27 protein-coding genes, 1 tRNA gene and 1 pseudogene are annotated in these 26205 nt (G+C 62.9%); 12 read left to right on the plus strand and 17 right to left on the minus strand.

Annotated features, from left to right (window positions below):
* Nucleotides 1-3 precede the first annotated feature (3 nt).
* From NKI32_RS06455 to NKI32_RS06470, 4 genes are all read right to left on the minus strand, one after another.
* Entirely contained in the window at nt 4-708 is a 705-nt protein-coding gene (locus NKI32_RS06455; protein WP_023688233.1) for a cytochrome c oxidase subunit 3, read from the minus strand.
* Nucleotides 705-2474: a cytochrome c oxidase subunit I gene (gene ctaD, locus NKI32_RS06460; RefSeq protein ID WP_353002294.1), complete on the minus strand. Its 1770-nt coding sequence runs from the start codon at nt 2472-2474 to the stop codon at nt 705-707. Before ctaD ends, NKI32_RS06455 begins: the two co-directional genes overlap by 4 nt.
* A 22-nt stretch (nt 2475-2496) precedes the next feature.
* On the minus strand, nt 2497-3381 hold the full coding sequence (locus tag NKI32_RS06465) for a cytochrome c oxidase subunit II (RefSeq protein WP_353002296.1): 885 nt from the start codon (nt 3379-3381) through the stop codon (nt 2497-2499).
* A 228-nt stretch (nt 3382-3609) separates the two neighbouring features.
* Complete coding sequence (locus NKI32_RS06470; protein WP_353002298.1) at nt 3610-3924, minus strand: DMT family transporter; 315 nt, start codon at nt 3922-3924, stop codon at nt 3610-3612.
* Here NKI32_RS06470 and NKI32_RS06475 point away from each other — a divergent pair.
* Nucleotides 3923-4069 (plus strand): hypothetical protein, encoded by a 147-nt coding sequence (locus tag NKI32_RS06475; RefSeq protein WP_353002300.1) that lies wholly within the window; start codon nt 3923-3925, stop codon nt 4067-4069. The two genes, NKI32_RS06470 and NKI32_RS06475, sit on opposite strands and share 2 nt — an antisense overlap.
* 54 nt (nt 4070-4123) lie before the next feature.
* Here NKI32_RS06475 and NKI32_RS06480 read toward each other — a convergent pair.
* Together NKI32_RS06480 and NKI32_RS06485 are read right to left on the minus strand one after the other, a co-directional pair.
* Nucleotides 4124-4537, minus strand: a pseudogene (locus tag NKI32_RS06480) (DMT family transporter); the annotation flags it as partial.
* Nucleotides 4538-4669: 132 nt separating this feature from the next.
* Nucleotides 4670-5311, minus strand: a complete 642-nt coding sequence (locus tag NKI32_RS06485; protein WP_352511697.1) for a glutathione S-transferase family protein — start codon at nt 5309-5311, stop codon at nt 4670-4672.
* A gap of 160 nt (nt 5312-5471) precedes the next feature.
* Here NKI32_RS06485 and NKI32_RS06490 point away from each other — a divergent pair, with 160 nt between their 5' ends.
* Nucleotides 5472-6386: a LysR family transcriptional regulator gene (locus tag NKI32_RS06490; protein ID WP_023667658.1), complete on the plus strand. Its 915-nt coding sequence runs from the start codon at nt 5472-5474 to the stop codon at nt 6384-6386.
* A gap of 84 nt (nt 6387-6470) precedes the next feature.
* Here NKI32_RS06490 and NKI32_RS06495 read toward each other — a convergent pair whose 3' ends face one another.
* From NKI32_RS06495 to map, 4 genes are all read right to left on the minus strand, one after another.
* Nucleotides 6471-7031: an isochorismatase family protein gene (locus NKI32_RS06495; RefSeq protein WP_352511696.1), complete on the minus strand. Its 561-nt coding sequence runs from the start codon at nt 7029-7031 to the stop codon at nt 6471-6473.
* A 172-nt stretch (nt 7032-7203) separates the two neighbouring features.
* Complete coding sequence (locus tag NKI32_RS06500) at nt 7204-7602, minus strand: RidA family protein (protein ID WP_352511694.1); 399 nt, start codon at nt 7600-7602, stop codon at nt 7204-7206.
* 197 nt (nt 7603-7799) lie between these two features.
* Nucleotides 7800-8567 (minus strand): RadC family protein, encoded by a 768-nt coding sequence (radC, locus tag NKI32_RS06505; RefSeq protein WP_353002302.1) that lies wholly within the window; start codon nt 8565-8567, stop codon nt 7800-7802.
* Nucleotides 8568-8680: 113 nt separating this feature from the next.
* Nucleotides 8681-9514 (minus strand): type I methionyl aminopeptidase, encoded by an 834-nt coding sequence (map, locus tag NKI32_RS06510; RefSeq protein ID WP_353002304.1) that lies wholly within the window; start codon nt 9512-9514, stop codon nt 8681-8683.
* Between the two features lie 279 nt (nt 9515-9793).
* Here map and NKI32_RS06515 point away from each other — a divergent pair, with 279 nt between their 5' ends.
* From NKI32_RS06515 to NKI32_RS06525, 3 genes are all read left to right on the plus strand, one after another.
* Complete coding sequence (locus tag NKI32_RS06515) at nt 9794-10090, plus strand: DUF982 domain-containing protein (protein ID WP_023688240.1); 297 nt, start codon at nt 9794-9796, stop codon at nt 10088-10090.
* Nucleotides 10091-10192: 102 nt separating this feature from the next.
* A complete protein-coding gene (locus tag NKI32_RS06520) occupies nt 10193-10513 on the plus strand; it encodes a DUF6074 family protein (RefSeq protein ID WP_353002306.1) in 321 nt (106 codons plus the stop codon).
* Nucleotides 10514-10844: 331 nt separating this feature from the next.
* Nucleotides 10845-11513, plus strand: coding sequence for a DUF2161 domain-containing phosphodiesterase (locus NKI32_RS06525; protein WP_023667651.1), 669 nt, complete (start codon nt 10845-10847; stop codon nt 11511-11513).
* Nucleotides 11514-11658: 145 nt separating this feature from the next.
* Here the strand turns inward: NKI32_RS06525 and NKI32_RS06530 are convergent.
* The 3 genes from NKI32_RS06530 to phaC all read right to left on the minus strand — a co-directional run bounded on the left by NKI32_RS06530 (nt 11659) and on the right by phaC (nt 15381).
* A tRNA-Glu gene (locus NKI32_RS06530) sits at nt 11659-11733 on the minus strand.
* Between the two features lie 331 nt (nt 11734-12064).
* Entirely contained in the window at nt 12065-13186 is a 1122-nt protein-coding gene (locus NKI32_RS06535) for a D-Ala-D-Ala carboxypeptidase family metallohydrolase (protein ID WP_245275043.1), read from the minus strand.
* A gap of 359 nt (nt 13187-13545) precedes the next feature.
* Nucleotides 13546-15381 carry a class I poly(R)-hydroxyalkanoic acid synthase gene (gene phaC / locus NKI32_RS06540; RefSeq protein WP_023818132.1) on the minus strand — a complete coding sequence of 612 codons (1836 nt, stop codon included), beginning with the start codon at nt 15379-15381 and terminating at the stop codon, nt 13546-13548.
* Between the two features lie 97 nt (nt 15382-15478).
* Between phaC and NKI32_RS06545 the strand changes: the two genes are divergently transcribed.
* The 4 genes from NKI32_RS06545 (at nt 15479) to recJ (ending at nt 20597) form a co-directional block, all read left to right on the plus strand.
* Nucleotides 15479-15889, plus strand: coding sequence for a hypothetical protein (locus NKI32_RS06545; RefSeq protein WP_353002308.1), 411 nt, complete (start codon nt 15479-15481; stop codon nt 15887-15889).
* A 90-nt stretch (nt 15890-15979) separates the two neighbouring features.
* Complete coding sequence (locus NKI32_RS06550) at nt 15980-17197, plus strand: LL-diaminopimelate aminotransferase (protein WP_023681615.1); 1218 nt, start codon at nt 15980-15982, stop codon at nt 17195-17197.
* A gap of 50 nt (nt 17198-17247) precedes the next feature.
* Entirely contained in the window at nt 17248-18561 is a 1314-nt protein-coding gene (locus tag NKI32_RS06555; RefSeq protein WP_023738997.1) for a homoserine dehydrogenase, read from the plus strand.
* Between the two features lie 251 nt (nt 18562-18812).
* Complete coding sequence (recJ, locus tag NKI32_RS06560; RefSeq protein ID WP_353002309.1) at nt 18813-20597, plus strand: single-stranded-DNA-specific exonuclease RecJ; 1785 nt, start codon at nt 18813-18815, stop codon at nt 20595-20597.
* Nucleotides 20598-20612: 15 nt separating this feature from the next.
* On the opposite strand, the gene NKI32_RS06565 is transcribed toward recJ, so the two are convergent.
* The 3 genes from NKI32_RS06565 to folE all read right to left on the minus strand — a co-directional run bounded on the left by NKI32_RS06565 (nt 20613) and on the right by folE (nt 22798).
* On the minus strand, nt 20613-21584 hold the full coding sequence (locus NKI32_RS06565; protein WP_023667624.1) for a patatin family protein: 972 nt from the start codon (nt 21582-21584) through the stop codon (nt 20613-20615).
* A gap of 84 nt (nt 21585-21668) precedes the next feature.
* On the minus strand, nt 21669-22127 hold the full coding sequence (hisI, locus tag NKI32_RS06570) for a phosphoribosyl-AMP cyclohydrolase (RefSeq protein WP_023710659.1): 459 nt from the start codon (nt 22125-22127) through the stop codon (nt 21669-21671).
* Nucleotides 22128-22162: 35 nt separating this feature from the next.
* The gene (gene folE / locus NKI32_RS06575; RefSeq protein WP_023667622.1) at nt 22163-22798 is read right to left on the minus strand and encodes a GTP cyclohydrolase I FolE; all 636 of its coding nucleotides are present in this window, start codon (nt 22796-22798) and stop codon (nt 22163-22165) included.
* Nucleotides 22799-23039: 241 nt separating this feature from the next.
* On the opposite strand from folE, the gene NKI32_RS06580 reads away from it, so the two are divergent.
* A complete protein-coding gene (locus tag NKI32_RS06580) occupies nt 23040-23486 on the plus strand; it encodes an iron-sulfur cluster assembly scaffold protein (RefSeq protein WP_023710657.1) in 447 nt (148 codons plus the stop codon).
* A gap of 87 nt (nt 23487-23573) precedes the next feature.
* On the opposite strand, the gene NKI32_RS06585 is transcribed toward NKI32_RS06580, so the two are convergent.
* Nucleotides 23574-24491, minus strand: a complete 918-nt coding sequence (locus tag NKI32_RS06585; protein ID WP_352670368.1) for a LysR substrate-binding domain-containing protein — start codon at nt 24489-24491, stop codon at nt 23574-23576.
* Between the two features lie 372 nt (nt 24492-24863).
* Between NKI32_RS06585 and yidD the strand changes: the two genes are divergently transcribed.
* Nucleotides 24864-25232 (plus strand): membrane protein insertion efficiency factor YidD, encoded by a 369-nt coding sequence (gene yidD, locus NKI32_RS06590; protein ID WP_023667617.1) that lies wholly within the window; start codon nt 24864-24866, stop codon nt 25230-25232.
* Between the two features lie 156 nt (nt 25233-25388).
* On the plus strand, nt 25389-26204 hold the full coding sequence (gene blaOXA, locus NKI32_RS06595; RefSeq protein WP_353002311.1) for a class D beta-lactamase: 816 nt from the start codon (nt 25389-25391) through the stop codon (nt 26202-26204).
* Nucleotide 26205: the final 1 nt, after the last annotated feature.

Genomic DNA, 26205 nt, shown 5'->3' on the forward strand with positions numbered 1-26205 from the left:
CTCCTAGGTCAGCAACTGCCGGCAAATATCGATGAACGTCGCGGCCCAGCCGGCTAAAAGAGCGAAGATGGCGAGCCAGACGAAAAGCAGGAAATGCCAGTACATGGCGCATAATTCGACGCTGAGGCGAAGCCGTTCCGGCCGTGCCCCGTTCCAGGCGCCGGCGGTTGTCCTGCCCAGGCCCACCAGCCCTCCCACTATATGCAGGCCGTGCATCCCGGTTATCAGGTAGAAAAAACTGTTGGCCGGATTGGAGGCCAGAAAATAGCCATCGGCGGTCAGGTCCCGCCATGCCATGAGCTGCCCGATGAGGAAGGCGATCGCGGTGAGCCCAGCCGCGGCAAGGCCGAGCCTGACCGTGTCCATCTGGCGCTTGCGCGCCGCGATCGAGGCGCATTGCAGCGCAACGCTGCTCAGCACCAGCATGCCGGTGTTGAGCCAGAGCAGGCGTGGGATGGGCAGCGGCTGCCAGTCCGACAGCGCCATACGCATGAAGTAGGCGCTGGTGAACAGCGCAAACAGGCAGCCGACCACGGCGAGGAAGACACCGAGGCCAATCTTGGCGGTCGGCAGGCTCGATCGGTCGAAGGCGACAAAATCTCCTGCCACACCTTGCTCGAGCCATGGTTTCGCCATCAGCCGCTGATGCGAGAGCCACCAGCCGGCAAAGCCGGCGATCACGAGAAGGAAGACCAGGATGACGCTCATGCCGGCTCCCTGGAGGGGCCGAACGTGCCCGGCATGTTTTGCGGAATGAAGTCCTCCTTGGCGCCCGGCACGCTGTAGTCATAGGCCCAGCGATAGACGATCGGCAGATCCTTGCCGAAGTTGCCATGCGCCGGTGGCGTCTGCGGCGTTTGCCATTCGAGTGTCGTGGCTCGCCATGGATTGCCACCGGCCTCGCGCCCATGGCGGATGCTCCAGATAAGATTGAACAGGAAAACGATCTGGGCGAAGCCGACGATAAACGCCATGATGCTGATGAACGAGTTCAGGTGATGCGCCGACTCCGTCATGACCGTCACGTCGGTCAGTTCGGCATAGCGCCGCGGCACGCCCATCAGGCCGATGTAATGCATGGGAAAGAAGATCAGGTAGGCGCCGAGGAATGTGACCCAGAAATGGAACCGGCCGAGCGTCTCGTCCAGCATCCGGCCGGTGACCTTCGGGTACCAGTGGTAGATCGCGCCGAAGATGACGACGATCGGAGCAACACCCATGACCATATGGAAGTGAGCGACGACGAACATCGTGTCCGACAGCGGGACGTCGACGACGACGTTGCCGAGAAACAGCCCGGTCAACCCGCCATTGACGAAGGTGACGATGAAAGCCATGGCAAACAGCATCGGTATGGTGAGATGGATGTCGCCCCGCCACAGCGTCAGCACCCAATTGTAGACCTTGATCGCCGTCGGGATGGCGATGATCAGTGTCGTGGTGGCGAAGAAGAAGCCGAAATAGGGGTGCATGCCGCTGACATACATGTGGTGCGCCCAGACCACGAAGCTCAGCGCGCCGATGCCAACGATTGCCCAGACCATCATCCGGTAGCCAAAAATGTTCTTGCGCGCATGCGTGCTGATAAGATCGGAGACGATGCCGAAGGCTGGCAGCGCCACGATGTAGACTTCCGGGTGGCCGAAGAACCAGAACAGATGCTGGAACAGGATCGGGCTGCCGCCATTGTGCTGTAGCTGTTCCCCCATCTCGACGACCGCGGGCATGAAGAAGGAGGTTCCGAGCGCTCGGTCAAGCAGCATCATCACGCAGGCGACGAACAGCGCCGGGAACGCGAGCAGCGCCATGACGGTGGCGGTGAAGATGCCCCAGACGGTCAGCGGCAGGCGCATCATCGTCATGCCGCGCGTGCGGGCCTGCAGCACCGTCACGACATAGTTCAGACCGCCCATGGTGAAGCCGATGATGAACAGGATCAGCGAGACGAGCATCAGGATGATGCCCCATTCCTGGCCGCCAGGTGTGCCGGTCATGATGGCTTGCGGCGGATAGAGCGTCCACCCGGCGCCGGTCGGTCCGCCGGGCGCAAAGAAGCTCGACACCAGCACCAGCACGGCAAGGAGGTAGATCCAGTAGCTCAGCATGTTGATATAGGGAAAGACCATGTCGCGGGCGCCGACCATCAGCGGGATCAGGTAGTTGCCGAAGCCGCCGAGGAAGAGTGCGGTGAGCAGGTAGATCACCATGATCATGCCGTGCATGGTGATGAACTGGTAGTAGGCCTCGGGGGTGATGAAATCGAACGTGCCGGGGAAGCCGAGCTGCAGCCGCATCAGCCAGGACAGCACCAGCGCGACCAGGCCGATGGCCGTTGCGGTCGCCGAATACTGGATGGCGATTACCTTGGCGTCCTGCGAGAAGACATACTTCGTCCACCAGCTGTGCGGATGGTAAAGCTCCATTTCCGCGACTTCGGCGGGCGGGACGGCATCTACAGGCGTGATATCGACCATAGGCGGAGCACCTCCGTGCCCTTCAGCGGGACCCGACAGTTTCGAGTTTTGCCGCAACTTCTAGAGCTGACGCCGTCGCGTTGCCCGGCGCCTGTTCCACCGAGCCCGTCTGCTGCGGCGCCGACAACTGCGCGAACGTCTGCTGCTGGTCGAGCCAGGCCACATAGTCCTGCTCGGTATCGACCATGACGATGCCATGCATCATCGGGTGCCCCTGGCCGCACAGTTCGGCGCACAGAACCTGGAAGGTCCCGGTCTTGGTGGGGGTGAACCAGAAATAGGTGACCGAGCCCGGTATCATGTCCATCTTGGCGCGGAATTCCGGAACGTAGAAATCGTGCAACACATCGATCGAGCGCAGCAGCATCTTGACCGGCTTGCCGACCGGCAGATGCAGGTCGGCCGCTTCGACCACGACGTCGTCCTGGCCGCTGGAATCCTTGGCGATCACGCCCAGCGGATTTTCAGCGGTGACGTCGCGGGTGTCGGATGTGCCGAGTTTGCCGTCCTTGCCGGGCAAGCGGAAGCTCCACTGCCATTGCTGGCCGACGACTTCGACCACGGTTGCGTCGCTTGGAACGTTGACGAACCGGCTCCAGACAAACAGGCCGGGAACCAGCATGGCGGTAACACCCACTCCGGTGACGATCGTCAGCCACCATTCGAGCCGCTTGTTCTCCGGTTCGTAGGCCGCCTGGTTGCCTTCGCGGTGACGGAAGCGGAAAACGCAATAGGCCATGAATAGGACGACTGCGGCGAAGACGACGCCGGTAATCCAAAAGGTGATGATGATGGTGTTGTCGATATAGTCCCAATTCGAGGCAATCGGAGTCCACCACCATGGGCTCAGGAAGTGGAACAACACCGAGCCCACGACGATCAAAACGAGTACAACCACTATGGGCATGTCCCGTTCCTCCCGGTATTTCAGGGGGCGCGAAGCCGTCCCGGGAAAATACCAAGTGCATCATGCGTGATTTGCGATCGAAATTCTAGAGCCGGTTGTGGAAGGAGCGAAAAATTGCTTCTGCGGCGCCCGGACCTTGCTTCGTTGGTGACGCCGGAGCGACACCTGACCCCCCAAATCAGGGAGGGCAGGGGCTGGTTTGATTCGGCTTGCCTTGTTCCAGCGGGATCAAAGCGCCTTGATGATGATGCACCCGGCCAAAAGCAGCACGACGCCGGCGAGCCGCATGCCGGAGACAAGCCGCTGCGGCAGGCGGAACCAGCCGAAGGTGTCGACGAAGATGCCGGCGACCTGCTGGCCGGCCACCGTCAGGCTGACGGCAGCTGCCGCTCCGATGACGGGGATGGCGGTGAACACGGTCGTGACATAGGTGGCGCCGGCAAAACCTCCGAGCCAGCCCCACCAGGGCATCGACGACAGGCCGGCGAGGCGAGGGCGGGGCGTCTTCGTCAGGGCAAGCGCGATCAGAAGCACCGCGGCCATGGCCAGCATCGCCACCAGGAACGAGATGGTGCCGACCGCAAACGGCGCGCACGCCAAGGTCGTGCCGAAGCAAGGCGTTTACAGCGCCTTGCACCGGAAGCACGGCGCCTGCCAGCAGCGCCAGTCCGATCCACCCTGGTCTTGAGGATGCGGTATTGTCGGCCGCGCCCTTCTGTCCCAGAACGATGAGGGCAGCCCCGGCAAGCAAGACGAGCATGCCGAAGGCAGGCCCGGCTCGCAGTCCGGCTTCGGGGATCCCGAGCCAGCCGAACGTGTCGAGGGCGATGGATGCAAGCATCTGCCCAGCGATGAAGAGCCCGACGGACACGACGGCGCCAAGGCGAGGGAACAGAAGAATGGTCGAAACGACGTAGAAGGCCGAAGCCATGCCGCCGATCGCATGCCACCATTCGGCTTGCCGAACGGCAAGCAGAGCCGGTGTCGTTCCGGTGAGGGCCGTGATCGACAACAGCACGATGGCGCCGACCGCGAGCTGAAGCGTGGTCGCGGCAAAGGGTGAGCCGACCGCCTTTGAAAGTTGGGCGTTGGCGCCAGCCTGCACTGCGAGCAGGCCACCGGCGACAAGCGCCAGAGGGATGAAGAGGATTTCCACGATCGTATTCCTTGAATGCGGGGTGCGGCTGCTAGGGCATGATCCCAAAAAGTGGGTGCCGGTTTTTGGAAAAGATCATGCTCCAACAAAGGGTTAGATCATGATGAGATTTCAACCAAATCTCATCATGATCTAAGCGGCAGCCGATGCTTCGGGCAGGGCGGGAACGGCAATGCCTCTGACAACTGCGGAGCGTCGGCCTATGGCCGCATACCAACGCGCCAGGTCTGGCGCGTCATCGAGGCTGAGGCCGAGCCTGGTGACGGCCGCGTCGATCCATGGCCATGTCATCACATCGGCGATGCCGTAGCTTTTGCCGACAATGTGCTCATGGTGCTTTAGCCGGCTATCGAGAACGCGGAAGACACGTCCGGTTTCGCGCTCAAAACGCTCGATCACGTAAGGGATTCTTTCCGGCGCGAAGATTTTGTAATTCCACAATTGGCCAAGCGTCGGGCCGACATGGGCCGCCTGGAACAAGGTCCAGGTCAGCGTATCGTCCGCCTCCTGCGCGCCCACCGGCTGAAGCTTGCCCGACCGTCGCGCCAGGTAGTGTAGGATGGCGCCGGATTCGAAGACCGTGCGGCCGGCGTCCCGGTCGACGATCACCGGGATCTTGTTGTTGGGATTGAGCGCCAGGAAATCAGGCTTGGTCTGGTCGCCCCTTTCGATGTCGACCAAGCGGACCGAGTAGGGCAGGCCGACCTCTTCCAGCATGATCGAGGCCTTGTGCCCGTTGGGTGTCTGGCAGGTGTAGAGTTCTATCGGCGTCATGGCTCTTCTCCGCGACTGTTTCTTTTGTCGTCGGACTCCATATGGCGTGCGTGCATGCGCAGATCGACATGCCGATTCGCCCGCTTGCTCTGCGTTTTTGCACAGCGAAGCGTCATTTTGACTCGCGGAGCGCAGCGCTTTCTTTTATCTTTCTGCAAGAATGCACAGCTCACGCGATATCGACTGGGAAGATCTGCGCATGGTGCTGGCCGTCGCCGATGGCGCTTCGCTGGCGGCGGCGGCTCGGATCCTGGGCGTGAACCACACGACTGTGCTGCGGCGCGTCAACGCCTTCGAGGCGCGGCTGGGTATCCGCCTTTTCGATCGGCTGCCGACTGGCTATGCCCTCACCGCGGGCGGCGAGGAACTGCTGGGCGCGGCACGCACAATGGCCGAGACGGTCAATGAACTGGCGCGCAAACTGTCGGGGCAGGATCTCAGGTTCGAAGGCAGGTTGCGGGTCACCACCACCGATACGCTGATGGCGTCGGTGCTGCCGCCGATCCTGGCGGCGTTTCATAAGCTCCATCCCGGCATACGGGTCGAGGCGATGACGCAGAATTCCATCGCCAACCTGACGCAAAGGGATGCAGACGTGGCGATCAGGCCGGTGTCGCAACCGCAGGAAATCCTGGTCGGCCGGCGCATTTCGGGCGTCGCCTTCGCCGCCTACGCGACACGTTCCTATGCCGAAACGCTACCCCCGGAGCCGAGATTGGGTGCGCTGCGCTGGATCGCGCCCGACGACAGCCTGGCCAACACCGGCGTCGCCCGCTGGATGCGGTCGTCGCTGCCCGATGTCGAGATCGCCATGCGCGCCGATTCCCTGGTGACGATGTCGCATGCGGCGGGCGCCGGAATCGGGGTTGCGGCGCTGCCCTGTTATCTCGGCGACAGCCTGCCCGGGCTTGTAAGGGTCGGAGGGCTGATCGAGGAGATCGGCTCGGCGCTGTGGGTGCTGGTGCACGACGATTTGCGCCGCACGGCGCGCGTCCACGCCTTCACCAAATTCGTCTCCGGCGAATTGCAGCAGCGGCGCGACCTTCTTGAGGGCAGGCTCGGCGCCGGAGCTTGAGACGCACGCCAGCTGACGCTGGGGTTCAACTCCGCAACAGGTTCCCAAGCTCGGCAACCGTCATCACGCGCCCGAACACCTTGCCTATGATGTCGAGGGTTGCATTGTGCGATGCCTCGTCCAGTCCGCCATTGGCGTCGCTGATGAAACCACCTTGTAGTCGCGCATGAAGGCGCTCCGCGCGGTGGATTCGCAGCAGATGCTGGTCACGGTGCCGATGATGATCACCGTGTCGACCCGGCCTGCGCCACGGATGTTGCGCAACACGGTCTCGAGCTGCGTGTTGTGGAAGGCATCGTAGCGGTGCTTCTTGATGACGACATCCCCAGGCAAGGGCGCAAGCGCGGCGACGATTTCGGCGCCGGCGCTGCCTTCCCGCATTCCTTTGGTTTTCAGCTTCGGCTGATAGCCGGTTTCCAGCGGCGAGATATCGAAATGGTCGCTGAGCACATGCTGGGTGTAGATAACCGGGACGCCTTGCGCGCGGCAAAGCTCGACCACCTGCCGCATCGCCGGAATGCGATGGCGGGCAATGGCCACTTCCATGACGGCGCCCTCATCGACAAAGTCGCTTTGCATGTCGATGACCAGAAGGGCTGCGCGTTGCTTGTCGAACGGCCATGGTTCGTCGCCGGGCTGGGGCATTGCGTGTTTCCTGTTTCCGACGTTGATCAGGTGAGCAGCAGGCTCTTCATCGAGACATCGCAATTCCTGCCGATGACGATGTGATCGTGGATGGATGGAGAGATCAAGGTCGTGGCAATCTCGCAGCGAGCTCCGGGATTGGTTTGGGCGACTTGACGCGTCCTCGCTTGGCCTACGGGTCGATGACCGCGATCGCATCGATCTCTATCAGGTAGCCGGGAGACATCACCGCTATCCCGACCACTACGTTTGCTGGCTTGTGATCGCCGAACAGCTCGACCTGGGCCGCTTCGATGATCGGCACGTGTTCGTCGCGTTTGTAATCGACGATGTAGATCGTGATCTTGCAGACTTGCTCGGGCCGAGCGCCGGCGGCAGCAAGCGCTCGGCTGAGATTCCCGAACGCCAGGCGCGCCTGGACTGCGAAATCACCATGGCCAACGAGCTTGCCGTGTATGTCTTCTGGCTGCTGGCCCGAGACGAACACCAGCTTGCTTCCTGTCGCAACGACGACCTGGGAGTACATTTCCGGAATCGGCAGATCATTTGGATTTATGCATTCGAGCGTCATTGAATAGATCTCCTGCAATGGCTGACGGGAACTGGCTGCTTCGTATTCGCGAGTCTACGACATTGTCGCCGAAGCGGGCGCTTCCGTCGCATCATCACTTCTACACCGCAAGCGTGGGCGTTTGAGCCAAGCCGGAATGTTGCTGATTGGCTCGCGAGCGGTGGCGTTTGGGATGACGGCACCGGCGCCCATCAGGCTCAGATCAGCAGCAGGCCCTTCATCGAGGCGTTGCCTTTCTTGCCGATGATGATGTGGTCGTGGACGGCGATGCCGAGCGGCTTGGCGCTGTCGATGATCTGCTTGGTCATTTCGATGTCCGCACGCGATGGTGTCGGATCACCTGATGGGTGATTATGCACCAGGATGACGGCGCTGGCCGACAGTTCGAGCGCGCGCTTGATCACTTCGCGCGGATAGACCGGCGTGTGGTCCACGGTGCCCACCTGCTGTACCTCGTCGGCGATCAGCACGTTCTTCTTGTCGAGGAACAGGATGCGGAAATGTTCGCGGTTCTCGAACGCCATCGCCGAGCGGCAGTACGCAAGAAGCTGCGTCCAGTTGGACAGCACCTCGCGGTCGCGAACCTCGGTCCGCGCCATGCGCTGCGCGGCAGCGGCAATCACCTTCAGGTCGACCGCCACGGCGGGGCCGATGCCCTTCACCTCCTGCAGCAGCGCCACCGGTGCGCCAAGCACTTCGCCAAAAGTGCCGAAGCGCGCCAAAAGCGCCTTGGCGATCGGCTTGGTGTCGACGCGCGGGATCAGGCGAAACAGCAGCAGTTCGAGAAGTTCGTAGTCGGGCAGGGCGTCTGCGCCGCCGGCAACGAAGCGCTCGCGCAAACGGTCGCGATGGCCGTGATAGTGTGGCTTCTCCATCGATTTGTCTGTTGGTGCCTTGTCCTTCGCCGGTGGTTCAAGCCACCGCTCGGAGAAGAACCCCCGTTCGTCGTCACCGCTGTTCCCCACCCATCCCCCACACTCCCCGAAGGCTTCGACGGCAGATTAGAGCGGTAAGCAGCGCGCGGTCGAGTTTTTTCGGCGACGGCGCCTCAAAGCTGCGGCTTGAGGCGATCTTGTTTTCAGCTGACCGGCGGCAGGCCGGGGCGGTCGAGCTTGTTTGGCGACAGGGTGAAAATCTCGCAGCCAGTTTCGGTGACGCCGATCGTGTGTTCGTACTGCGCCGACAGCGAGCGGTCGCGCGTCACCGCCGTCCAGCCGTCCGACAGCACTTTCACATGCGGCCGGCCAAGATTGATCATGGGCTCGATGGTGAAGATCATGCCCGGCCGCATCTCGACGCCATCCGAGGCGGTGCCATAGTGCAGGATGTTGGGTGCGTCGTGGAACAGCTGGCCAACGCCGTGGCCGCAGAAATCGCGCACCACCGAGCAGCGCTCTGCCTCGGCATAGGTCTGGATGGCGGCGCCGATGGCGCCGGTGCGGGCGCCGGGCCGGACCGCCGCGATGCCGCGCATCAGGCACTCGTGGGTGACTTCGAGCAGGCGTTCGGCGGCGCGCTTGATGGTGCCGACGGGATACATGCGCGAGGAATCGCCGTGCCAGCCGTCGAGGATGTAGGTGACATCGATGTTGACGATGTCGCCATCCTTCAACGGCTTGTTGTCTGGAATGCCGTGGCAAACGACGTGGTTGATCGAGGTGCAGGACGATTTGGTGTAGCCGCGGTAGTTGAGCGTCGCCGGTAGCGCGCCTTGGTCCATGCCGAATTCGAAGACGAAACGGTCGATGGTCTCGGTGGTGACACCCGGCTGGACCATCGGCACCAGTTCATCAAGGCAGCGCGCGGTGAGATCGCAGGCCTTGCGCATGCCGGCAAATCCTTCTTCGCCGTAGAGGCGGATCTGGCCGGTATTCCTGAGGGGTGCCGTGGCGGCGTCGAGATAGGTGACCATAGTGTCCGTTTGCCTGTAAGCGGGCGGCGCATATCAGCCCGTTAGAAAATTTCCTCAGATTTGGCACTGCAAGCCGCAAGGTTCAAGGAAGAACTGCCGGCAATGGACTGATACTGGCGATATTCCTGGCTTGCGCGGCCGCTCAGATGACATCCAGGTGCGCGATCTCCTCCGAATGCCGAGATCGCACTGACGACACATTTTCGCGCAAAAGCAGCCAAAGCAACTTTTGACGACGAACGGCGTTGCTGTGGTCGACGCCAGTTCGGGAGATATAGAATGGACAGATTGCAATTCGAGGTGCCGGTGCGCATCGCGCCCGCGCCCGGGCTGCCGGTAGAGGAAATATACAGCGTCGAACAGGCGCTGGATATCCTGCATGACTGGCCAAAGAAGCGACAGGGCAAGGTCTATGAAGCGGCGTTCAATGCCTGCTTCGGGGCCACGGTGGATGTGGTCAGGACAGAGGACGCCTGGCGCGCCTTCATGGCGTTTTGCCGGGTCAGTGGCCTGCTGGCCAGGGATATGATGGTTACTGCCAAGCGCGCCGGCGAGGCGAGGGGCCTGAGGGTCTAGAGTTCTGCTTGGCCTGGAGGCCGGCCAACCGACTCGTTCCAATCGGCGCGGACTCCGCGGCGTTAAGGTTCCGTTTCCGACTTCACAGCTAGGCATGAGGCCATGGAGCAGCGTCTGATTCGTTGCGTCGGTTTCATGGTGCAGAACATGTCTTCAGCCAATGTGCGTACCTTCCCACTAGATCGGCAGACCGTGCTGGTGCGCGAGGTCGCCGCAAGGCTGGGCAGACTGCACGGCGACACGGCCACGTCGTTCTGGAAGGCCACGGCGCGCGAACTCCTCGACAAGGCGGTCGCGGCCGGCTGCGATGCGGCTTCGGCGGCCAACGATGTCCGCCGGTTTTTTGCCGCGGTCCAGGACGAGATGCATTTCAAGGCGGACGATGCCGCACCAGGGCAGCGCCGGACGCGCACCCGCCCCTAGCCTCAAAACACACGCGCTCATCATCGTGTGGCCAACCGTGGACCGGTCTTGGCGTCGACGGATCTCAGGTCCTACGCTGTCGATTGTGCCGTCCCAGCCACGGCGAGCGCCTTGTTGAACGCGAGACAGGCGATGAAATACTGGTCGCGCTCGGCCCTGGCGACGTCGGTCATCGCCAAGGAAATCGTCGAGCGCTATGGCGGGCTATCATGCCGGAGACCTGCCTGACGGCCGCCTTTGCAAACAGTGGGTTTCAAGGCGGCTTAGCGCAAGGCGTCGGCCTCTCGGCGATCCCTGTGCCGACCCGATCCGAATCGGCTATGCCTGCGCGATGCAGGAAACGTCTCTCTACATCCCGGTGAAGCGGTTTCTCGAGAGCCTGGAATTCACGGTCAAGGGCGAAGTCGGGCACTGCGATATCGTGGCGGTGCGCGACGGCGAGCCGCCTGTGCTGGTCATCTGCGAACTGAAATTGCAGTTCAACCTCGAACTGGTGCTGCAAGGTGTCGATCGCGCCGCGGCATGCGACGAAGTGTGGCTGGCCGCGCGCATGTCGGCGCGTGGCAAAGGCCGCGAGCACGACCGCCGTTTTCGCGCGCTGTGCCGGCGGCTCGGCTTCGGGCTTCTGGCTGTCAGCGGCAAGGGGGAGGTCGAAGTGCTGCTCAGCCCGGCGGCTCTGCCGCCGCGTCGCGATCCGAAGCGCCGCTCCCGACTGATGGAGGAACACCGTCGCCGGCGCGGCGATCCGGTGGTCGGCGGTGGCTCGCGCGCCCCGATCATGACCGCCTACCGGCAGGATGCGCTGGCCTGCGCCGCAGCCATGACCGACGGGCCGAAACGCCCGCGCGATCTGAAAGCGATTTCGCCCCGCGCGCCCAGCATCCTATTGGACAATGTCTATGGCTGGTTCGCCAGGGCCGAGCGCGGCGTCTACGCGCTGACCGAGGGTGGTCACGCGGCGTTACAGCGCTGGCCGCAGGTAGCACACGACCAGGGGTGAGTGGCCGGAGATTGCCGCGAGCAGGCGCCGAGGGAAACCTCGGCACGGCAGCCGCTGTTCGCCGTTTCAACCGATTCGCCGCGCCACCGTTCCAGCCGCTGCTAGTTCGGCGGCTGCCGCGAGCTTCCTGTTTTCCTGAAAGATCTGGTACGCCCAAGGGGAATCGAACCCCTGTTACCGCCGTGAAAGGGCGGTGTCCTAACCGCTAGACGATGGGCGCGCTCAGACGAAGCGGCTTATAATTGCGTTGTTGCCAACCGGCAACCCATCAGCCGCCAGATGCGGAAACTTTTTTCAAGAGGGGCGAAAAGGGCCAGTTTGGTGAGCCAGCCCGGGTTTTCTGCCCTCGCGTCATTGCACATCTTTGGAGATTAGCCTGAACGCCCCGCGACTTCGTCATCCTTGGTCTGCGCTGCGTCGCTGCGCTCCTTGCTTCGCCATAGGATGACGAAGTCGCGGGTGCCTCGGCTAATCTCGAACGTCGCTGATAGCTAATCGGAAAAAACGGCGGGCTGCTAACAGCCCCTCGGCCCGTTTGCCGAATGGGGATGCTAACCCCGCCGGCGGCAGCGCCAGTTCCAGTCGCGCTCGGGGCCGACGTCGACGTGAACGGATTCGGTATGGCAGTAGGTGCCGACGCCGCCGCGGCCGGGCATGGTTCGGATGTAGCTCGCCAGTTCCCATTTGGAGACGCCGGGAACCTGGATGTCGGCGGCGGCGCAATACATGTGCAGCGAATTCTTGGCGCCGTTGGCGCGGCGGTTGCGGGCCGGGTCGCGGTAGCCTGATGTGACCATCATCTTGCGGCCGTAATGGCCTTCGATGGTCTTCAGCACCCGCACCAGCGACGGCTTCAGGCAGGCGACGTCGACGCTCTCGTTTTGCTTCAACAGGCCATTGGGCGCCAGCCGGGCGAGGCCGGCGGCGGAGGCCACCTGATAGGCGCCGCCCGAACCCTCGTCCTCGTTCAGGTCGACGTCGCTTTCGTCGTCGAGGCCGGATTTGCGCTTGATCTCGAACAGCGCCGTCTGGCGCACGCCGGGCAAGGCATCGCTGCCGGTGATGTGGTTGCTCTCGTTGCCAAGCGAGGCAAGCTGCAAGGGCTTGTCGGCGGAATTGGCTGACGCTAGCGTGATGATCGGCTTTGCCGGGGCGGCCTTCTGGGAAGCAACCGCAGGCTGTTCGCCCGAGCGCGAGTTGACCAGCGGAGCAGGTGCCGCCGAGGTTGGCGTGGTGCTGAACAGTGAGGCCAGGAAGCCCTTCTTCGGCGTGTCGATCTGCTGGGGCGCGGCGGTCACGTAGACCTCGTTGGTCGCGGGTGCCGCTGCCGTCGCTTTCGGTGCGGTCACGCCGGCATCGGCGGCGGCGATCTTCTGCGCCACGGCGTCCGTTGCGGCCGCGGTCTGTGCTGACTGCTGCAGCGACTGCGGCGTCTGGCCGACAATGGTTTCGGAGCCGGCGGGAACATTGACCGGGAAGCCGGTGCCGGGCTTGGCCACCGGCACATAGGCGACCTGCTCGGGCAGTGTCGCATCGCCCGCTGCCGTCATCATCATCTGCGGCCCGGTGGATGTGACCTGCACGGTCGAATCGCCCGGCGCCGCAGGGCTGGCGCCGGAAGCCGCGGAGATGTCAGAAGCGGTCGCGTTGTAGCCAGGCATGCCGACGGACATTGTGGGGTCGCCAGCGGAGGTGCAGGACGCCAGAAGCACGGAGAAAAGCGCTGCCGCTATAGTGCGACCTTCTCTCCCCGCGAGACGCGATCCTACTGATTTCAAACTAAATTCCCCCTCGGTGTCCGGCCGGACTGCTATTGGTGCGGCGTCGAAACGTTCACATCCAATAACCTTGTGTTCCCAAACCGGAAACGAGACTTGTGTCAATTCTGCAAGCCTCTGAATTATTTGCTCGTTGGAGGCCAATTGAGGCTTCTTGAAGGTTGACGACACCATTTCGCCCCGTTTTGCCGGCTCGTCAACTCACCAGACATTACATTCCGTTACACACAGGCACCTGCAAAAGGTGCCGGCCGTTACACACGCACCTTCACATAGGTGCCGGGGGCATCACCCAGGGTTTTCATGTGCTTGCCCGGTTTGCGGGCCGGAACGAGGGTGTCGTCCTGGGTCTCGATCCAGTGCTGCCAGTGCGTCCACCAGGAGCCGGGATGCTCCACCGCGGAGGCGAGCCACTGGTCAAAATCGCCTGTCGGTTTGCCGCCGGTCCAGTACTGGTATTTCTTGGCTGCCGGCGGGTTGACGACACCGGCAATGTGGCCGGAACCAGCCATCACAAACTCGACGTCACCGCCGAAATATTGCGAGCCGAGAAACACGGAAAGGGCCGGCGCGATGTGATCTTCCTTCGACGCCAGGTTGTAAACCGGGATGGTGACGTCGGCCAGCGACAAAGTGCGGCCGGCGAGTTCCATCACGCCACGCGTCAGATTGTTTTCGAGATAACAGTTGCGCAGGTAGAAGGAGTGGTTGGCGGCCGCCATGCGGGTGGAATCGGCGTTCCAGTAGAGCAGGTCGAAGGGAAGGGGATCCTTGCCGCGCATGTAATTGTTGATGACATAAGGCCAGATCAGGTCGCCCGAGCGCAGCATGTTGAAGGCGGTCGCCATCTTGGTGCCGTCGAGGTAGCCCTTTTCGTTCATCGATTTCTCGACCGCTGCCACCTGGTCCTCGTCGACGAAGACTTTCAGGTCGCCGGCATGGGTGAAGTCGACCTGCGTGGTGAAGAAAGTCGCCGATTTGATGCGGTTGTCGCCTTCCTGTGCCAGCAGTGCGAGTGCGGCCGCCAGCAGCGTGCCGCCGACGCAATAGCCGATGGCGTTGACCTCTTTCTCGCCGGTCGCCTTCTCGATCGTGTCGAGGCCGTATTGCAGGCCCTCCCGTATGTAAGCTTCCCAGCCCTTGGCGCCGTGCCGCTCGTCGGGATTGATCCAGGAGATGACGAACACGGTATGGCCTTGCTCGATCGCCCAGCGGATGAAGGACTTTTGCGGGTTGAGATCGAGGATGTAGAACTTGTTGATCCAGGGCGGGCAGATCAGCAGCGGGCGCTTGAGCACCGTCTCCGTCGTCGGATCGTACTGGATGATTTCGGCGACATCGCTGCGGCCGACCACCTTGCCGGGAGAGGTCGCGACGTTCTTGCCGATCTCGAAGGGCGAATAGTCAGCTTGTCTCAGCTTCAGGTCGCCCTTGCCGGCGGCGATGTCTTCGGCCAGCATCTTCATGCCGCGCACCAGGTTTTCTCCATTCGAGGCGACGGTTTCTCGAAACAGCTCCGGATTGGTCAGGATGAAGTTCGACGGCGAGATGGCATTGGACACCTGCTTGACGTAGAAGCTCGCCTTGTGGCGGGTGTGGTCGTCGAGGCCCTCAGCGTGCTCGACCAGGTCGGCCGCCCAGCGCGAGGTGACGAGATAGGCCTGTTTGAGGAAATCGAAGAAAGCGTTGCGACCCCATTCGGGGTCTTGAAAACGCTTGTCGCCGCGCTCGGGCTTGACCGCATCGTCCGGCGCTTCGGCATTCGGGCTAACCTTCTGGATGGCGTTGCCCCAGACCGTCATGTAGCCGGCGAACAGTCGCGTCTGCGCTTCCAGCGCGCGTTGGGGGTCGGCCAGCCAATATTCGCTGAGCTTGGAAAAGGTTTTGACCATGTCGACCACGGGTTCGGCGACATGATCGCGCACCTCGCCTTTTTCGCGCGGCTCGGCCCAGGCCGAGGCGGCTTTGCCGGCCTGCTCGACCATGCGCGCCATGTTCAACGCGAAGCGTTCCGGGTCTTTCACCAGATATTGCTCCACGGTCGAAGATTGATCATCTTCCGCTTTGCTCGAATCAGGTGTTTTGGACATGGCTCGCGGGGTTCCTCCCGAGGCGTTTTCTTGACATATTATCATGGGACATCTGACCGGGTCCAATGCGCTGTACCCCGGCTGCCAGGAAAACAATATGACGATTAACACCGGCAAGACCATTTTTTCGGGGGCAGGCCGCTTTTGCCGCATCGCGGTTGCAATCGCCTGTCTGGCGCCAGGGCTGCTGGCGGCAAGTGGCTGCACGAGCGCCAACACCGGCAACGGGATGAATGTCGGCCTGACCCAGGGCGCGCAGGACACCGGCTCTTATCCCAATCTCAACATCCCACCGCAGGTGGCGGCAAAGCAACTCACCCCTGAGGAGACGCAGGCCAAGCTTGCCCAGTTGAAGGGCGAACAGCAGGGGCAAGCGGCCAAGGGCGGCGGCGGTGCCCCGTCCACCAGCCCGGCGGCGCTGAATTCGCTGGCGAAGAACCATGGCAAGGACACGCTGAAGCAGATCGAAGCCAAATGCGATCCCGCCCTCGACCCTACCTGCAAATAAGGCTATATCGCGCGCCGAAAGCGGTCTTTGCCAAAGGCGCCTAGCCAAGCCAACTGTGCTAAAGCCAATCTTAAATCGTCTGGAACTGACATGGAAGAATTTCACAAGGTCCGCCGGCTTCCGCCCTACGTGTTCGAGCAGGTCAACCGGCTGAAGGCCAGCGCCCGTTCGCGCGGCGCCGACATTATCGACCTTGGCATGGGCAACCCGGACCTGCCCACGCCGAAGGCGATCGTCGACAAATTGTGCGAAGTGGTGCGCGATCCGCGCACGCATCGCTATTCCTCCTCGCGCGGCATCCCAGGTCTGCGCCGCGCCCAGGCCGCCTATTATCAGCGCCGTTTCGGCGTGAAGCTCAATCCCGACACGCAGGTGGTGGCGACGCTCGGTTCGAAGGAAGGCTTCGCCAATATGGCGCAGGCGATCACCGCGCCGGGCGACGTGATCCTGTGCCCCAACCCGACCTATCCGATCCATGCTTTCGGCTTCATCATGTCGGGCGGCGTCATCCGTTCGCTGCAGGTCGAGCCGGATGACGGCTTCATCCCGGCGCTCGAGCGCGGTGTCCGTCATTCGATCCCGAAGCCACTGGCATTGATCCTCAACTATCCGTCGAACCCGACGGCGCTGGTCGCCTCGCTCGATTTCTACAAGGACGTGGTCGCCTTCGCCAAGAAGAACGACATCATCATCCTGTCGGACCTTGCCTATTCGGAGATCTATTTCGACGGCAATCCGCCGCCTTCGGTGCTGCAAGTGCCGGGCGCCATCGATGTCTGCGTCGAGTTCACCTCGATGTCGAAGACCTTCTCCATGCCCGGCTGGCGCATGGGCTTTGCCGTCGGCAATGAGCGGCTGATCTCGGCGTTGACGCGGGTGAAGTCCTATCTCGACTACGGCGCCTTCACGCCGATCCAGGTTGCGGCGGCGCATGCGCTGAATGGCGACGGCGCCGACATCGCCGAAGTGCGCGAGGTCTATTTGAAGCGCCGCGACGTCATGGTCGACGCCTTCAGCCGCGCCGGCTGGACCATTCCGGCACCGGCTGCCTCGATGTTCGCCTGGGCGCCGATCCCGGAGCCGTTCAAGCATCTCGGCTCGCTTGAGTTTTCCAAGCTCCTGATCGAGCACGCCGACGTGGCGGTGGCGCCGGGCATCGGCTTTGGCGAGCATGGCGACGATCATGTCCGCATCGCGCTGGTCGAGAACGAGCACCGGATCCGGCAGGCGGCGCGCAACATCAAGCGCTTCCTGGCGTCCAGCGCCAAGCAGCCGAACAATGTGGTGCCGCTCGCCGCGCATCGCTAAAGTCGCCGCACATCTTATTCGAGCAGATTTTTTGAGGGGCGTCGCCGGGCATGGCTGAAGCGTTGCGTGTTGGAATTGCGGGTCTGGGTACGGTTGGCGCCTCGGTGGCGCGCGTGCTGCGCGACAAGGCAGCGGAGCTGACGCGCCAGTGCGGACGCGATGTCATCGTCACGGCCGTTTCCGCGCGCGATCCCAAGCGCGACCGTGGCGTCGACCTCAGCGCCGCCAAATGGTTCGACGATCCGATCAAGATGGCGCAGGCCGCCGATATCGACGTCTTCGTCGAACTGATCGGCGGCGACGAAGGGGCAGCGCGCGCGTCGGTCAAGGCAGCACTTGAAGCCGGACGTCATGTCGTCACCGCCAACAAGGCGCTGTTGGCCAAGCACGGCGTGGCGCTTGCCGAAATCGCCGAGAAGAAGGGCGTGCTGCTCAACTACGAGGCGGCAGTTGCCGGCGGCATCCCGGTCATCAAGACGATGCGCGAGGCGATGGCCGGCAATTCGGTCACCCGCGTCTTCGGCATCCTGAACGGCACCTGCAACTACATCCTGACCCGCATGGAGGCCGAGGGCATCTCCTTCGACGAGTGCCTGAAGGACGCGCAACGGCTGGGCTACGCCGAAGCCGATCCGACTTTCGATATCGAGGGCCATGACACGGCGCATAAATTGTCGATCCTGACCAGCCTGGCCTTCGGCACCAGGATCGCCGCCAACGACATCTACATGGAAGGCATTTCCAATATCAGCCAGGCCGATATCCGCGCTGCCGCCGATCTCGGCTACCGGATAAAATTGCTCGGTGTCGCGCAGCGCACCGACAGCGGCATCGAGCAGCGCGTGCACCCGACCATGGTGCCGACCGCTTCGGTGATCGCACAGGTGCATGGCGTCACCAATGCGGTGGCCATCGAAACCGACATTTTGGGCGAACTGCTGCTCTCCGGCCCCGGTGCCGGCGGCAACGCCACCGCGTCCGCCGTGGTCGGCGATATCGCCGACATCGCAAAGAGCCGGCCGGGCTTCCAGCACGGTCCGGTGTTCGGCCTGCCGGCCAAGGAATTGCGTCCCTACAAGAAGGCGCAGATGCGCAGCCATGCCGGCGGCTATTTCATCCGGCTGACCGTGCACGACCGCATCGGCGTCTTCGCCGCGATCGCCAAGCGCATGGCGGACAACGACATTTCGCTGGAATCGATCGTCCAGCATGCCGTCAGCGGCGAGACGGACGCGCAAAAGACGGTGATCCTGGTCACCCACGAGACGACGGAAGCAGCGGTGCGCAAGGCTGTCGACGGCATCACCAAGGACGGCCACCTCACAGACAAGCCGCAGGTTATCCGCATCGAGCGTGCGGGCTAGGCCAAGTCATTTTTTTCCTTTAACCGATTGATGCTGCTGCTGAAAAGTGGTTTCGGACGCCATAATGCTCTATCTCTTTGATTTGGAGCCGGATTGAGATTTCAGGTCGAACCCACCAATCATCATCGGGCTCTGGCGGAGGCGTGAGCCGCGAGATCAAGGCGCGTCACCAGGATGTGGAAAAGTTTTGAGACTTTCCTGTTTAGCCGTCGCATATTGCCGGAAATGACAATCTATAGATTACGCCTCCTATGACGGGCGACAAACGCCTCTTCCTCGATATCAGGCAGTCGGCGACCGGTGTTTCCTGGGAACACCGGTTGAGCGAGCGGCAGGACATGACCGCGCTTGCCATAGCGCAGGGCCACGGCGTGCCCGACATTGTGGCTCGCGTGCTCGCCGGGCGAGGCGTCACCGCCGACCAGGCCGAGCGCTTCCTCGATCCGACGCTTCGCAATCTGTTGCCGGATCCGGCTTCGCTGACCGACATGGGCAAGGCTGCGACCCGCATCGCCGAAGCGGTCATGGCCAAGGAGAAGGTGGCAATCTTCGGCGACTACGATGTCGACGGCGCCGCCTCTTCGGCGTTGCTCAAGCGCTTCCTGACGCATTTCTCGGTGCCTTCGGAGATCTACATTCCCGACCGCATCTTCGAGGGCTACGGCCCCAATCCGGAGGCTATGCGCGAACTGGTCTCGCGCGGCGCGACGCTGATCGTCACCGTCGATTGCGGCACCAACAGCGCTGTCTCCATCGATGCCGCCAAGGCCGCAGGCGCCGATGTGGTGGTGCTCGACCACCATCAGGTCGGCGGCCCGCTACCGGAGGCGACCGCGGTCGTCAATCCCAATCGCGAGGACGACCTTTCCGGGCAAGGCCATCTGTGCGCCGCCGGTGTCGTCTTCCTCACTCTGGTGCAGACGGCGAGGGTCCTGCGCAGCCGATTGCCCGACGCAGCGCCACCGGACCTGTTGTCGTTGCTCGACTTGGCGGCGCTGGCCACGGTTTGCGATGTGGTGCCGCTCATCGGCGTGAACCGCGCTTTCGTCGTCAAGGGACTACAGATGGCGCGGCAGCAGAAGAATGAGGGGCTCGCCGCACTGGCGCGGGTGTCCCGCATCGGTGAGCCGATAAGCACCTTTCATCTCGCCTATCTGATTGGGCCGCGCATCAATGCCGGCGGCCGCATCGGCGATGCAGCACTTGGCAGCCGGCTGCTCGCCACCGACGATCCGGTTGAGGCCGGGACCATTGCCGAGACACTCGACCGGCTCAACCAGGAACGCCAGCAGATGGAGCTGGAGATGCTGGCAGCGGCGCGCGCCGAGGCTGACGCCGAACTTGCCGGCGGCAACGGGCCGGCCATCATCGTCACCGCCAGCACCAATTGGCATCCCGGCATTGTCGGCTTGATCGCCTCGCGGCTGAAGGACCATGCGCGGCGGCCGGCCTTCGCCATCGCCTTCAACGCCAATGGCATCGGCACCGGCTCTGGCCGTTCGGTGTCGGGCTTCGATCTCGGACGGCTGGTGCGCGCAGCCGCCGATGCCGGGCTGATCGTCAAGGGCGGCGGCCACGGCATGGCCGCCGGCATCACGGTGGAACGCGCCAAGCTCGGCGAACTCCGTGCTTTCTTCGAGGAGCGCGCGGCGGCCGAAGTGTTCCGGCTGCAGGACGAAGAAAGTCTGGCCGTCGACGGCGCGCTCGCCGCCGAGGGCGCGACGATTGCTTTGCTCGATGCATTGGAAAAGGCCGGGCCTTTCGGCGCCGGCCATGTCGCGCCGGTGTTCGCGCTGCCGCGCCATCGGCTGGCCGACGCGCGGGCCGTCGGCACCAACCACATCCGGGCTGATCTGCAGTCGGAAAGCGGCGGCCGCATCCAGGGCATCGCCTTTCGATCCGTCGATACCGCGCTGGGCGAATTCCTGTTCAAGAACAGGGGCAACACGATCCATGTAGCCGGCTCGCTGTCGGGGAATTATTGGAACGGCAACCGCACGGTGCAGTTCCGCATCACCGATGCGGCCAAAGCCTGACATTGCCGAATTGGTTTAAGCGAGAACCGTCTGCAGCCGCTTCAACTCGCTGATCTGCGCCATCGTCGCCTGGTAACCGACGCTGATCGCCTCATCCGCGCGGTGGAATTCGGTCAAGCCGATATGGCTGAGTTTCGGTTGGAGCGACATGTCGGGCGGATCGCCCGCCAGCCTTGCGCGTGAAATCCGGTCCTGGATGATGTTGAAAGCTTCGACCATGACGCCGGTGATGCCGAGACGGCTTTGGTGCGGCTGGTGGTCGGGGCTGGCCTGGCCTGGCCGGGGCGCGTCCTTCTCGATGAGCAGTTCGCCGGCGCTGTGCTTGATGACGGCGGCGCGGCCGAACAGATCGTAGTGAAGGTTGACCGCGACGACCAGCGGCTGCTCGTAGGCGCGGCAGACCGAAACCGGAACCGGGTTGACCAGCGCGCCGTCGACCAGAATGCGGCCGTTGCAATTCACCGGTTCGAACACGCCGGGCAGCGCATAGGAAGCCCGCATCGCGGTGATCAGCGAACCGCTGGACAGCCAGATCTCATGGCCGGTGCGAATTTCGGCGCCAACGGCGACGAACGGTTTCGTCAGATCCTCGAAGCGGATGCCTGCCATGTGCTCGCGCAGCCTGACGTCCAGTTTCATACCGCCGAACAGGCCGCTGCCGCGCAGATTGAGATCGAGCAGGCCGAAGATGCGCCGCTTGGTCAGGCTGCGGGCGAACTCCTCGAGTTCGTCCAGCTTGCCGGCGAGATAGCAGCCGCCAACCAGCGCGCCGATCGAGGTGCCGGCGATCATTGAGACTTCGATGCCGGCTTCGTCGAGCGCGCGCAGCACGCCAATGTGCGCCCAGCCGCGTGCGCAGCCGCCGCCCAGCGCGAGCGAAATGCCTGTCTTGCCCGCGGGTTGCGGGTCAGGCACGCCGCCGGACGATGAGGGGCCATTGGCCTCCCGCACGTCCGGTCTGCTACGCAATGACGCCCACTCGAGCATCATGATCTCCCTTGTCCCGCGTCCGTTCTACAGGAAGGACGTTTGAGAATAGTGAATATGAGTGGTTTGCGACTGTTGAATGGTTCACGCGGGCTTCCGATACGTTTTTTCCGCATCGAACAGCGGCGTGCTGCCATCGCCGGCAAGCGTTGCCTTGCCGCCGATTAGCCCCACCGTCCGATAAAAACATGAACGCCGGCCGGTGTGACAAGTTGCGTCGTGGCCCAACACTTTGACGCGCAACCATATGGCGTCCTGGTCACAATCCGTGAGCATCTCGACGACCGTCTGAAAATTGCCTGATGTTTCGCCCTTCTTCCACAGCGTGCTGCGCGAGCGCGACCAGTAGTGCGCGATGCCGGTTTCGAGCGTCAGCGCCAGCGCCTCGGGATTCATATGCGCGACCATCAGCAGCATACCGTCAGCGGCGTCGGTGACGACGACGGTGACCAGCCCGGCAGCATCGAAGCGCGGGGAAAACACCGCGCCTTCTTCGAGAGCCTTCTTGTCTGATGGAGCCGTGGGAAATGTTAGTGCCGACATCGCGGGTCCTTGATCTAGCGATGCCGGCGAGGGGCTTACGCCCCGAGGCCGCGCACCATGGTGACGAAACGGACCTGTTCCTCGGGCGTGTCCTTGAACACGCCGGTGAAGGTCGAGGTCAGCGTGGTGGAGCCCTGCTTGCGGATGCCGCGCATGGCCATGCACATATGCTCGGCCTCGATCATGACGGCGACACCGCGCGGATTGAGCACGTCCTGGATGACGCCGGCGATCTGTGCGGTCATGGCCTCCTGAGTCTGCAGGCGATGGGCGAAGATATCGACGACGCGCGCGATCTTGGACAGGCCGACGACCTTGCCGTCCGGGAGGTAGCCGACATGCGCCTTGCCGATGATCGGCACCATGTGGTGCTCGCAATGCGAGTGGAACTGGATGTCCCTGACGATGACGAGATCGTCATAGCCGGCGACTTCCTCGAAGGTGCGGCCGAGTTCTTCGGCCGGGCACATGTCATAGCCGTTGAACATTTCGAGAAAGGCCTTGGTGACGCGCTTGGGCGTGTCGATCAGGCCCTCGCGGTCCGGATTGTCGCCGGTCCAGCGCAACAGCGTGCGCACGGCGGCCTCGACCTCGGCTTCGCTCGGCCTGTCGGTGACCGGCTTGTCCAGATAGTCGGAAGGGGGCATGATTTTCTTGATGACGGCATCCATAAAGGCGTCTCCCGTAGTTCCTCTCTCAGGAGGAACGAGTTGAACGGACCACGACCTTTCGGGTGCTGAAAACTCGCCCGGTTTCCAGCCCGCAAGCGGCGTGAACGAAATGGGCAAGGACGATGGCTCTGCGTTGCCTTGTCGATACCCGACTGCCAGCATTATATATGGTCGTGCGCAGCGAATGAAAGACGCCACAGCGGCAATCGCTGTTCGCTTGGCGGCGACGGATTGGAAAAATATGATTGACGACGTCTACAATGCGAAAATTCTGGGTTTTGCCGGAAACATCGCCCGCATAGGCCGGCTCGATCATCCGGATGCGAGCGCCAAGGCTCATTCCAAATTGTGCGGCTCGACGGTAACCGTCGACCTCAAGATGGACAATGGCGTCGTCACCGATTTCGCTCATGACGTGAAGGCCTGCGCCCTCGGCCAGGCTTCGTCCTCGATCATGGCTCAACATGTCATCGGCGCCAGCGCCGACGAATTGCGGGCGGTGCGCGACACCGTGCTGAAGATGCTCAAGGAAAACGGCGCGCCGCCGCAAGGCCGCTTTGCCGATCTGAGATATCTGGAGCCGGTGCGCGACTACAAGGCGCGCCATGCCTCGACCATGCTGACCTTCGATGCGGTCGTCGATGCCATCGGTCAGATCGAGAAGAAACGCGCAGAAGAAGCAGCGTGATGTTGGTACATGACGGCTCCTCCAACAGCCGGTGAATTGTCAAAATTGGGCGCTGAACACGTCGAGGAGCTTCTCACGTAACCGGGCTCATGCCTTGGTTTGCTGCGCCCGTCTGCTTTCGGCAAATTCGCTTCTCACCCAGTCGGCGAAGGCCTTGGCCGGCTCCGCCAGGTCCTTCAAACTCCTGGCGACCAGCCAGTAGGCGCCCGATGCGACATCAATGTCGAACGGCTTGATCAGTGCGCCGGATGCAATCTCCTCGCCGATCTGCAAGAGGTCGCCCAGCGCCACGCCGTGGCCGAGCAGGGCCGCCTGCTTCGACAGCGACACATCCGCCAGCATAGGGCCGCGCGCCGGAATGGTGTCGGCGGCGACGCCGGCTGCCTCGAACCAGCGCGCCCAGCCTTGACGATTCTCCTCGTGCAACAGCGTGTAGCGGGCAAGGTCGAGCGGCTTTTCGAGGGCAGGGCCCGATGCCAGCAAGGCGGGCGACAGGACCGGTGAATCGACGGTCGAGGCGAGCCATTCGGCCTCGCTGCGCGGCCACGAGGTGGCGCGCGCGCTGAAGCGCAAGGCGAGTTCAGGCTGATCGCTGCGGAACTCGATCGGCCTTGGGTCGACTTCGAGGGAAACGTCGATATCAGGCCGCAACTGGCTGAACCGGTTGAGCCGCGGCAACAGCCATACCGAGGCCAGCGACGGCTCGACACTGACGCGAACCACCGACTGTGCCGGGGCCGCCACCAGGTCCGAAAGCAGCCTGTCGATGTCGTCGAAACTCCTGACCAGTTGATCGAGCAGGCGCTGGCCGGCCTCGGTCAACTCGACGCGGCGGTGATGACGGTGGAACAAGGGCTGGCGCAGGAACTGCTCGAGTTCGCGGATCTGCCGGCTGATGGCGGCCTGCGAGACGAACAGCTCCTCGGCGGCCCGGCTAAAGCTCAATTGCCGGCCAGCTGCCTCGAAACTTCGCAACGCCGTCAGCGGCAGCCGTCCGCGCTTCATTTCGCATAACCCGAAGTTATCCGGACCGGAAATTATACTCGTTTGAAGGCGAAGGCCAGCGGGCGTCTAATCCGCCTCAAAGGAGATGCGCCATGATCCAGTTACTGAAGATCTTTTGCGATGTGATGCGGATCGCGACATTTCAGTGGCATGGCGACAGGCGGCATCATGTGCAGCGCACCGAGCAAAGGCCGGCCACCCGCTGGGCGGCTCCATCGGAGCGGCATCCCTTTCGCCGCTCGCGACCTGAGCCGACAAAGAGGCGAGTGAGTGAAGAGGATTGCGTTTGCCGGCCGAAGCTCACATCTATCGGTTTGGAAACGCAAGCTGACCCGGAAGCCGGTTTCGGGTCGCGTTCGGAAAGAGACTGCGGTGGGCGACCAGCATCGGCATGTGCATGCCGCCGGACGGACCCGGCGCGGGCGCAACTGGCCCGGTCCCTGGCGCAAAACACCCGGCCGCATTTTCGGCACGTCGCTGGTGCGCCTCTATCAACTGACGCTGTCCGGATTTGTCGGCAATTCCTGCCGGCATCTGCCGACCTGTTCCGAATACGCGCATGAGGCGATCGCCCGCCATGGTCTGTGGGCCGGCGGCTTCATGGGGCTGTTCCGCGTACTGCGCTGCGGCCCTTTCGGTTCGCATGGCATCGATCGCGTGCCGGAGGTACTCGATCAGCGCTATGTCTGGTTCATGCCATGGCGTTATTGGCAGATCGGCAGGAAGCGCGGCGAGGCCTGACGGCGGGCGCGCTGGTCCCTGATCCAGATCGCCAGCGCGGCATTTCTTTACAATCCGGTAAGGTTACAACGGGCTGCACAAAGACTGCGCATTTGAGTCAAAATCGAGCCAAGACACTTGGCTAAGCGCCTCCTGTTCATTCCCAGGAGAGCCCACATGCGTCGGATCGAAACCCATCCCTTCATCATTGCCGCGGTCCTCTTCCTGCTGGCCTGGTTTCTGGGATTTCCGATGCGGGCGCAATCGGCGCCGCTTGGCGATTTCGCCTGCACGCTTATCCAGGACGCGGCGAGCGGCGAGACGCTCTATCAAAGCGGCGTCTGCGACCAACGCGTCAGCCCGGCGTCGACCTTCAAGGTGCCGCTGGCGCTGATCGGCTACGACAGCGGTGTCCTCAGCGACGCGCATACACCGAGCTGGGACTACAAGCCTGAGTTCAACGCCGTGAAGCGCGACCACAAGGCCGTCGACCCGACGATCTGGGAGCGCGACTCGATCGTATGGTATTCGCGCGAGATCGTGCGCCGGCTCGGCGCAAAAAGCTTTGCCCTCTACGTCTCGAAATTCGGCTACGGCAACATGGATGTCTCGGGCGATGCCGACAAGGACAACGGGCTCACGCAATCCTGGATAAATTCCTCGCTTGAGATATCGCCGGTCGAACAGACAGCCTTCCTGCGCCAGCTGCTCGCCGGCAAGATGCCGGTTTCTGCCAAGGCGCATGAGATGACCCGAGCCATCCTGCCGACTTTCCAGGCCGGCGGCTGGACGGTGCGGGGCAAAACCGGCAGCACCAGGCTGGGAAACAGCAAGGACAAGCGCTCGCTGGGCTGGTTCGTCGGCTGGGCCGAAAAGGGCGGCCGCCGGATCGTCTTCGCCCGGCTGGTCGTCGACACCAAGCCGATCGACACACCGAAGGGCCCGGCGACCCGCGGGGCGTTCCTGAGGGATTTGCCGCAACTGGTGAAGTGAA

Source organism: Mesorhizobium sp. M0761 (genome assembly GCF_040320205.1).
In the GTDB taxonomy this organism is placed as follows: Bacteria; Pseudomonadota; Alphaproteobacteria; order Rhizobiales; family Rhizobiaceae; genus Mesorhizobium.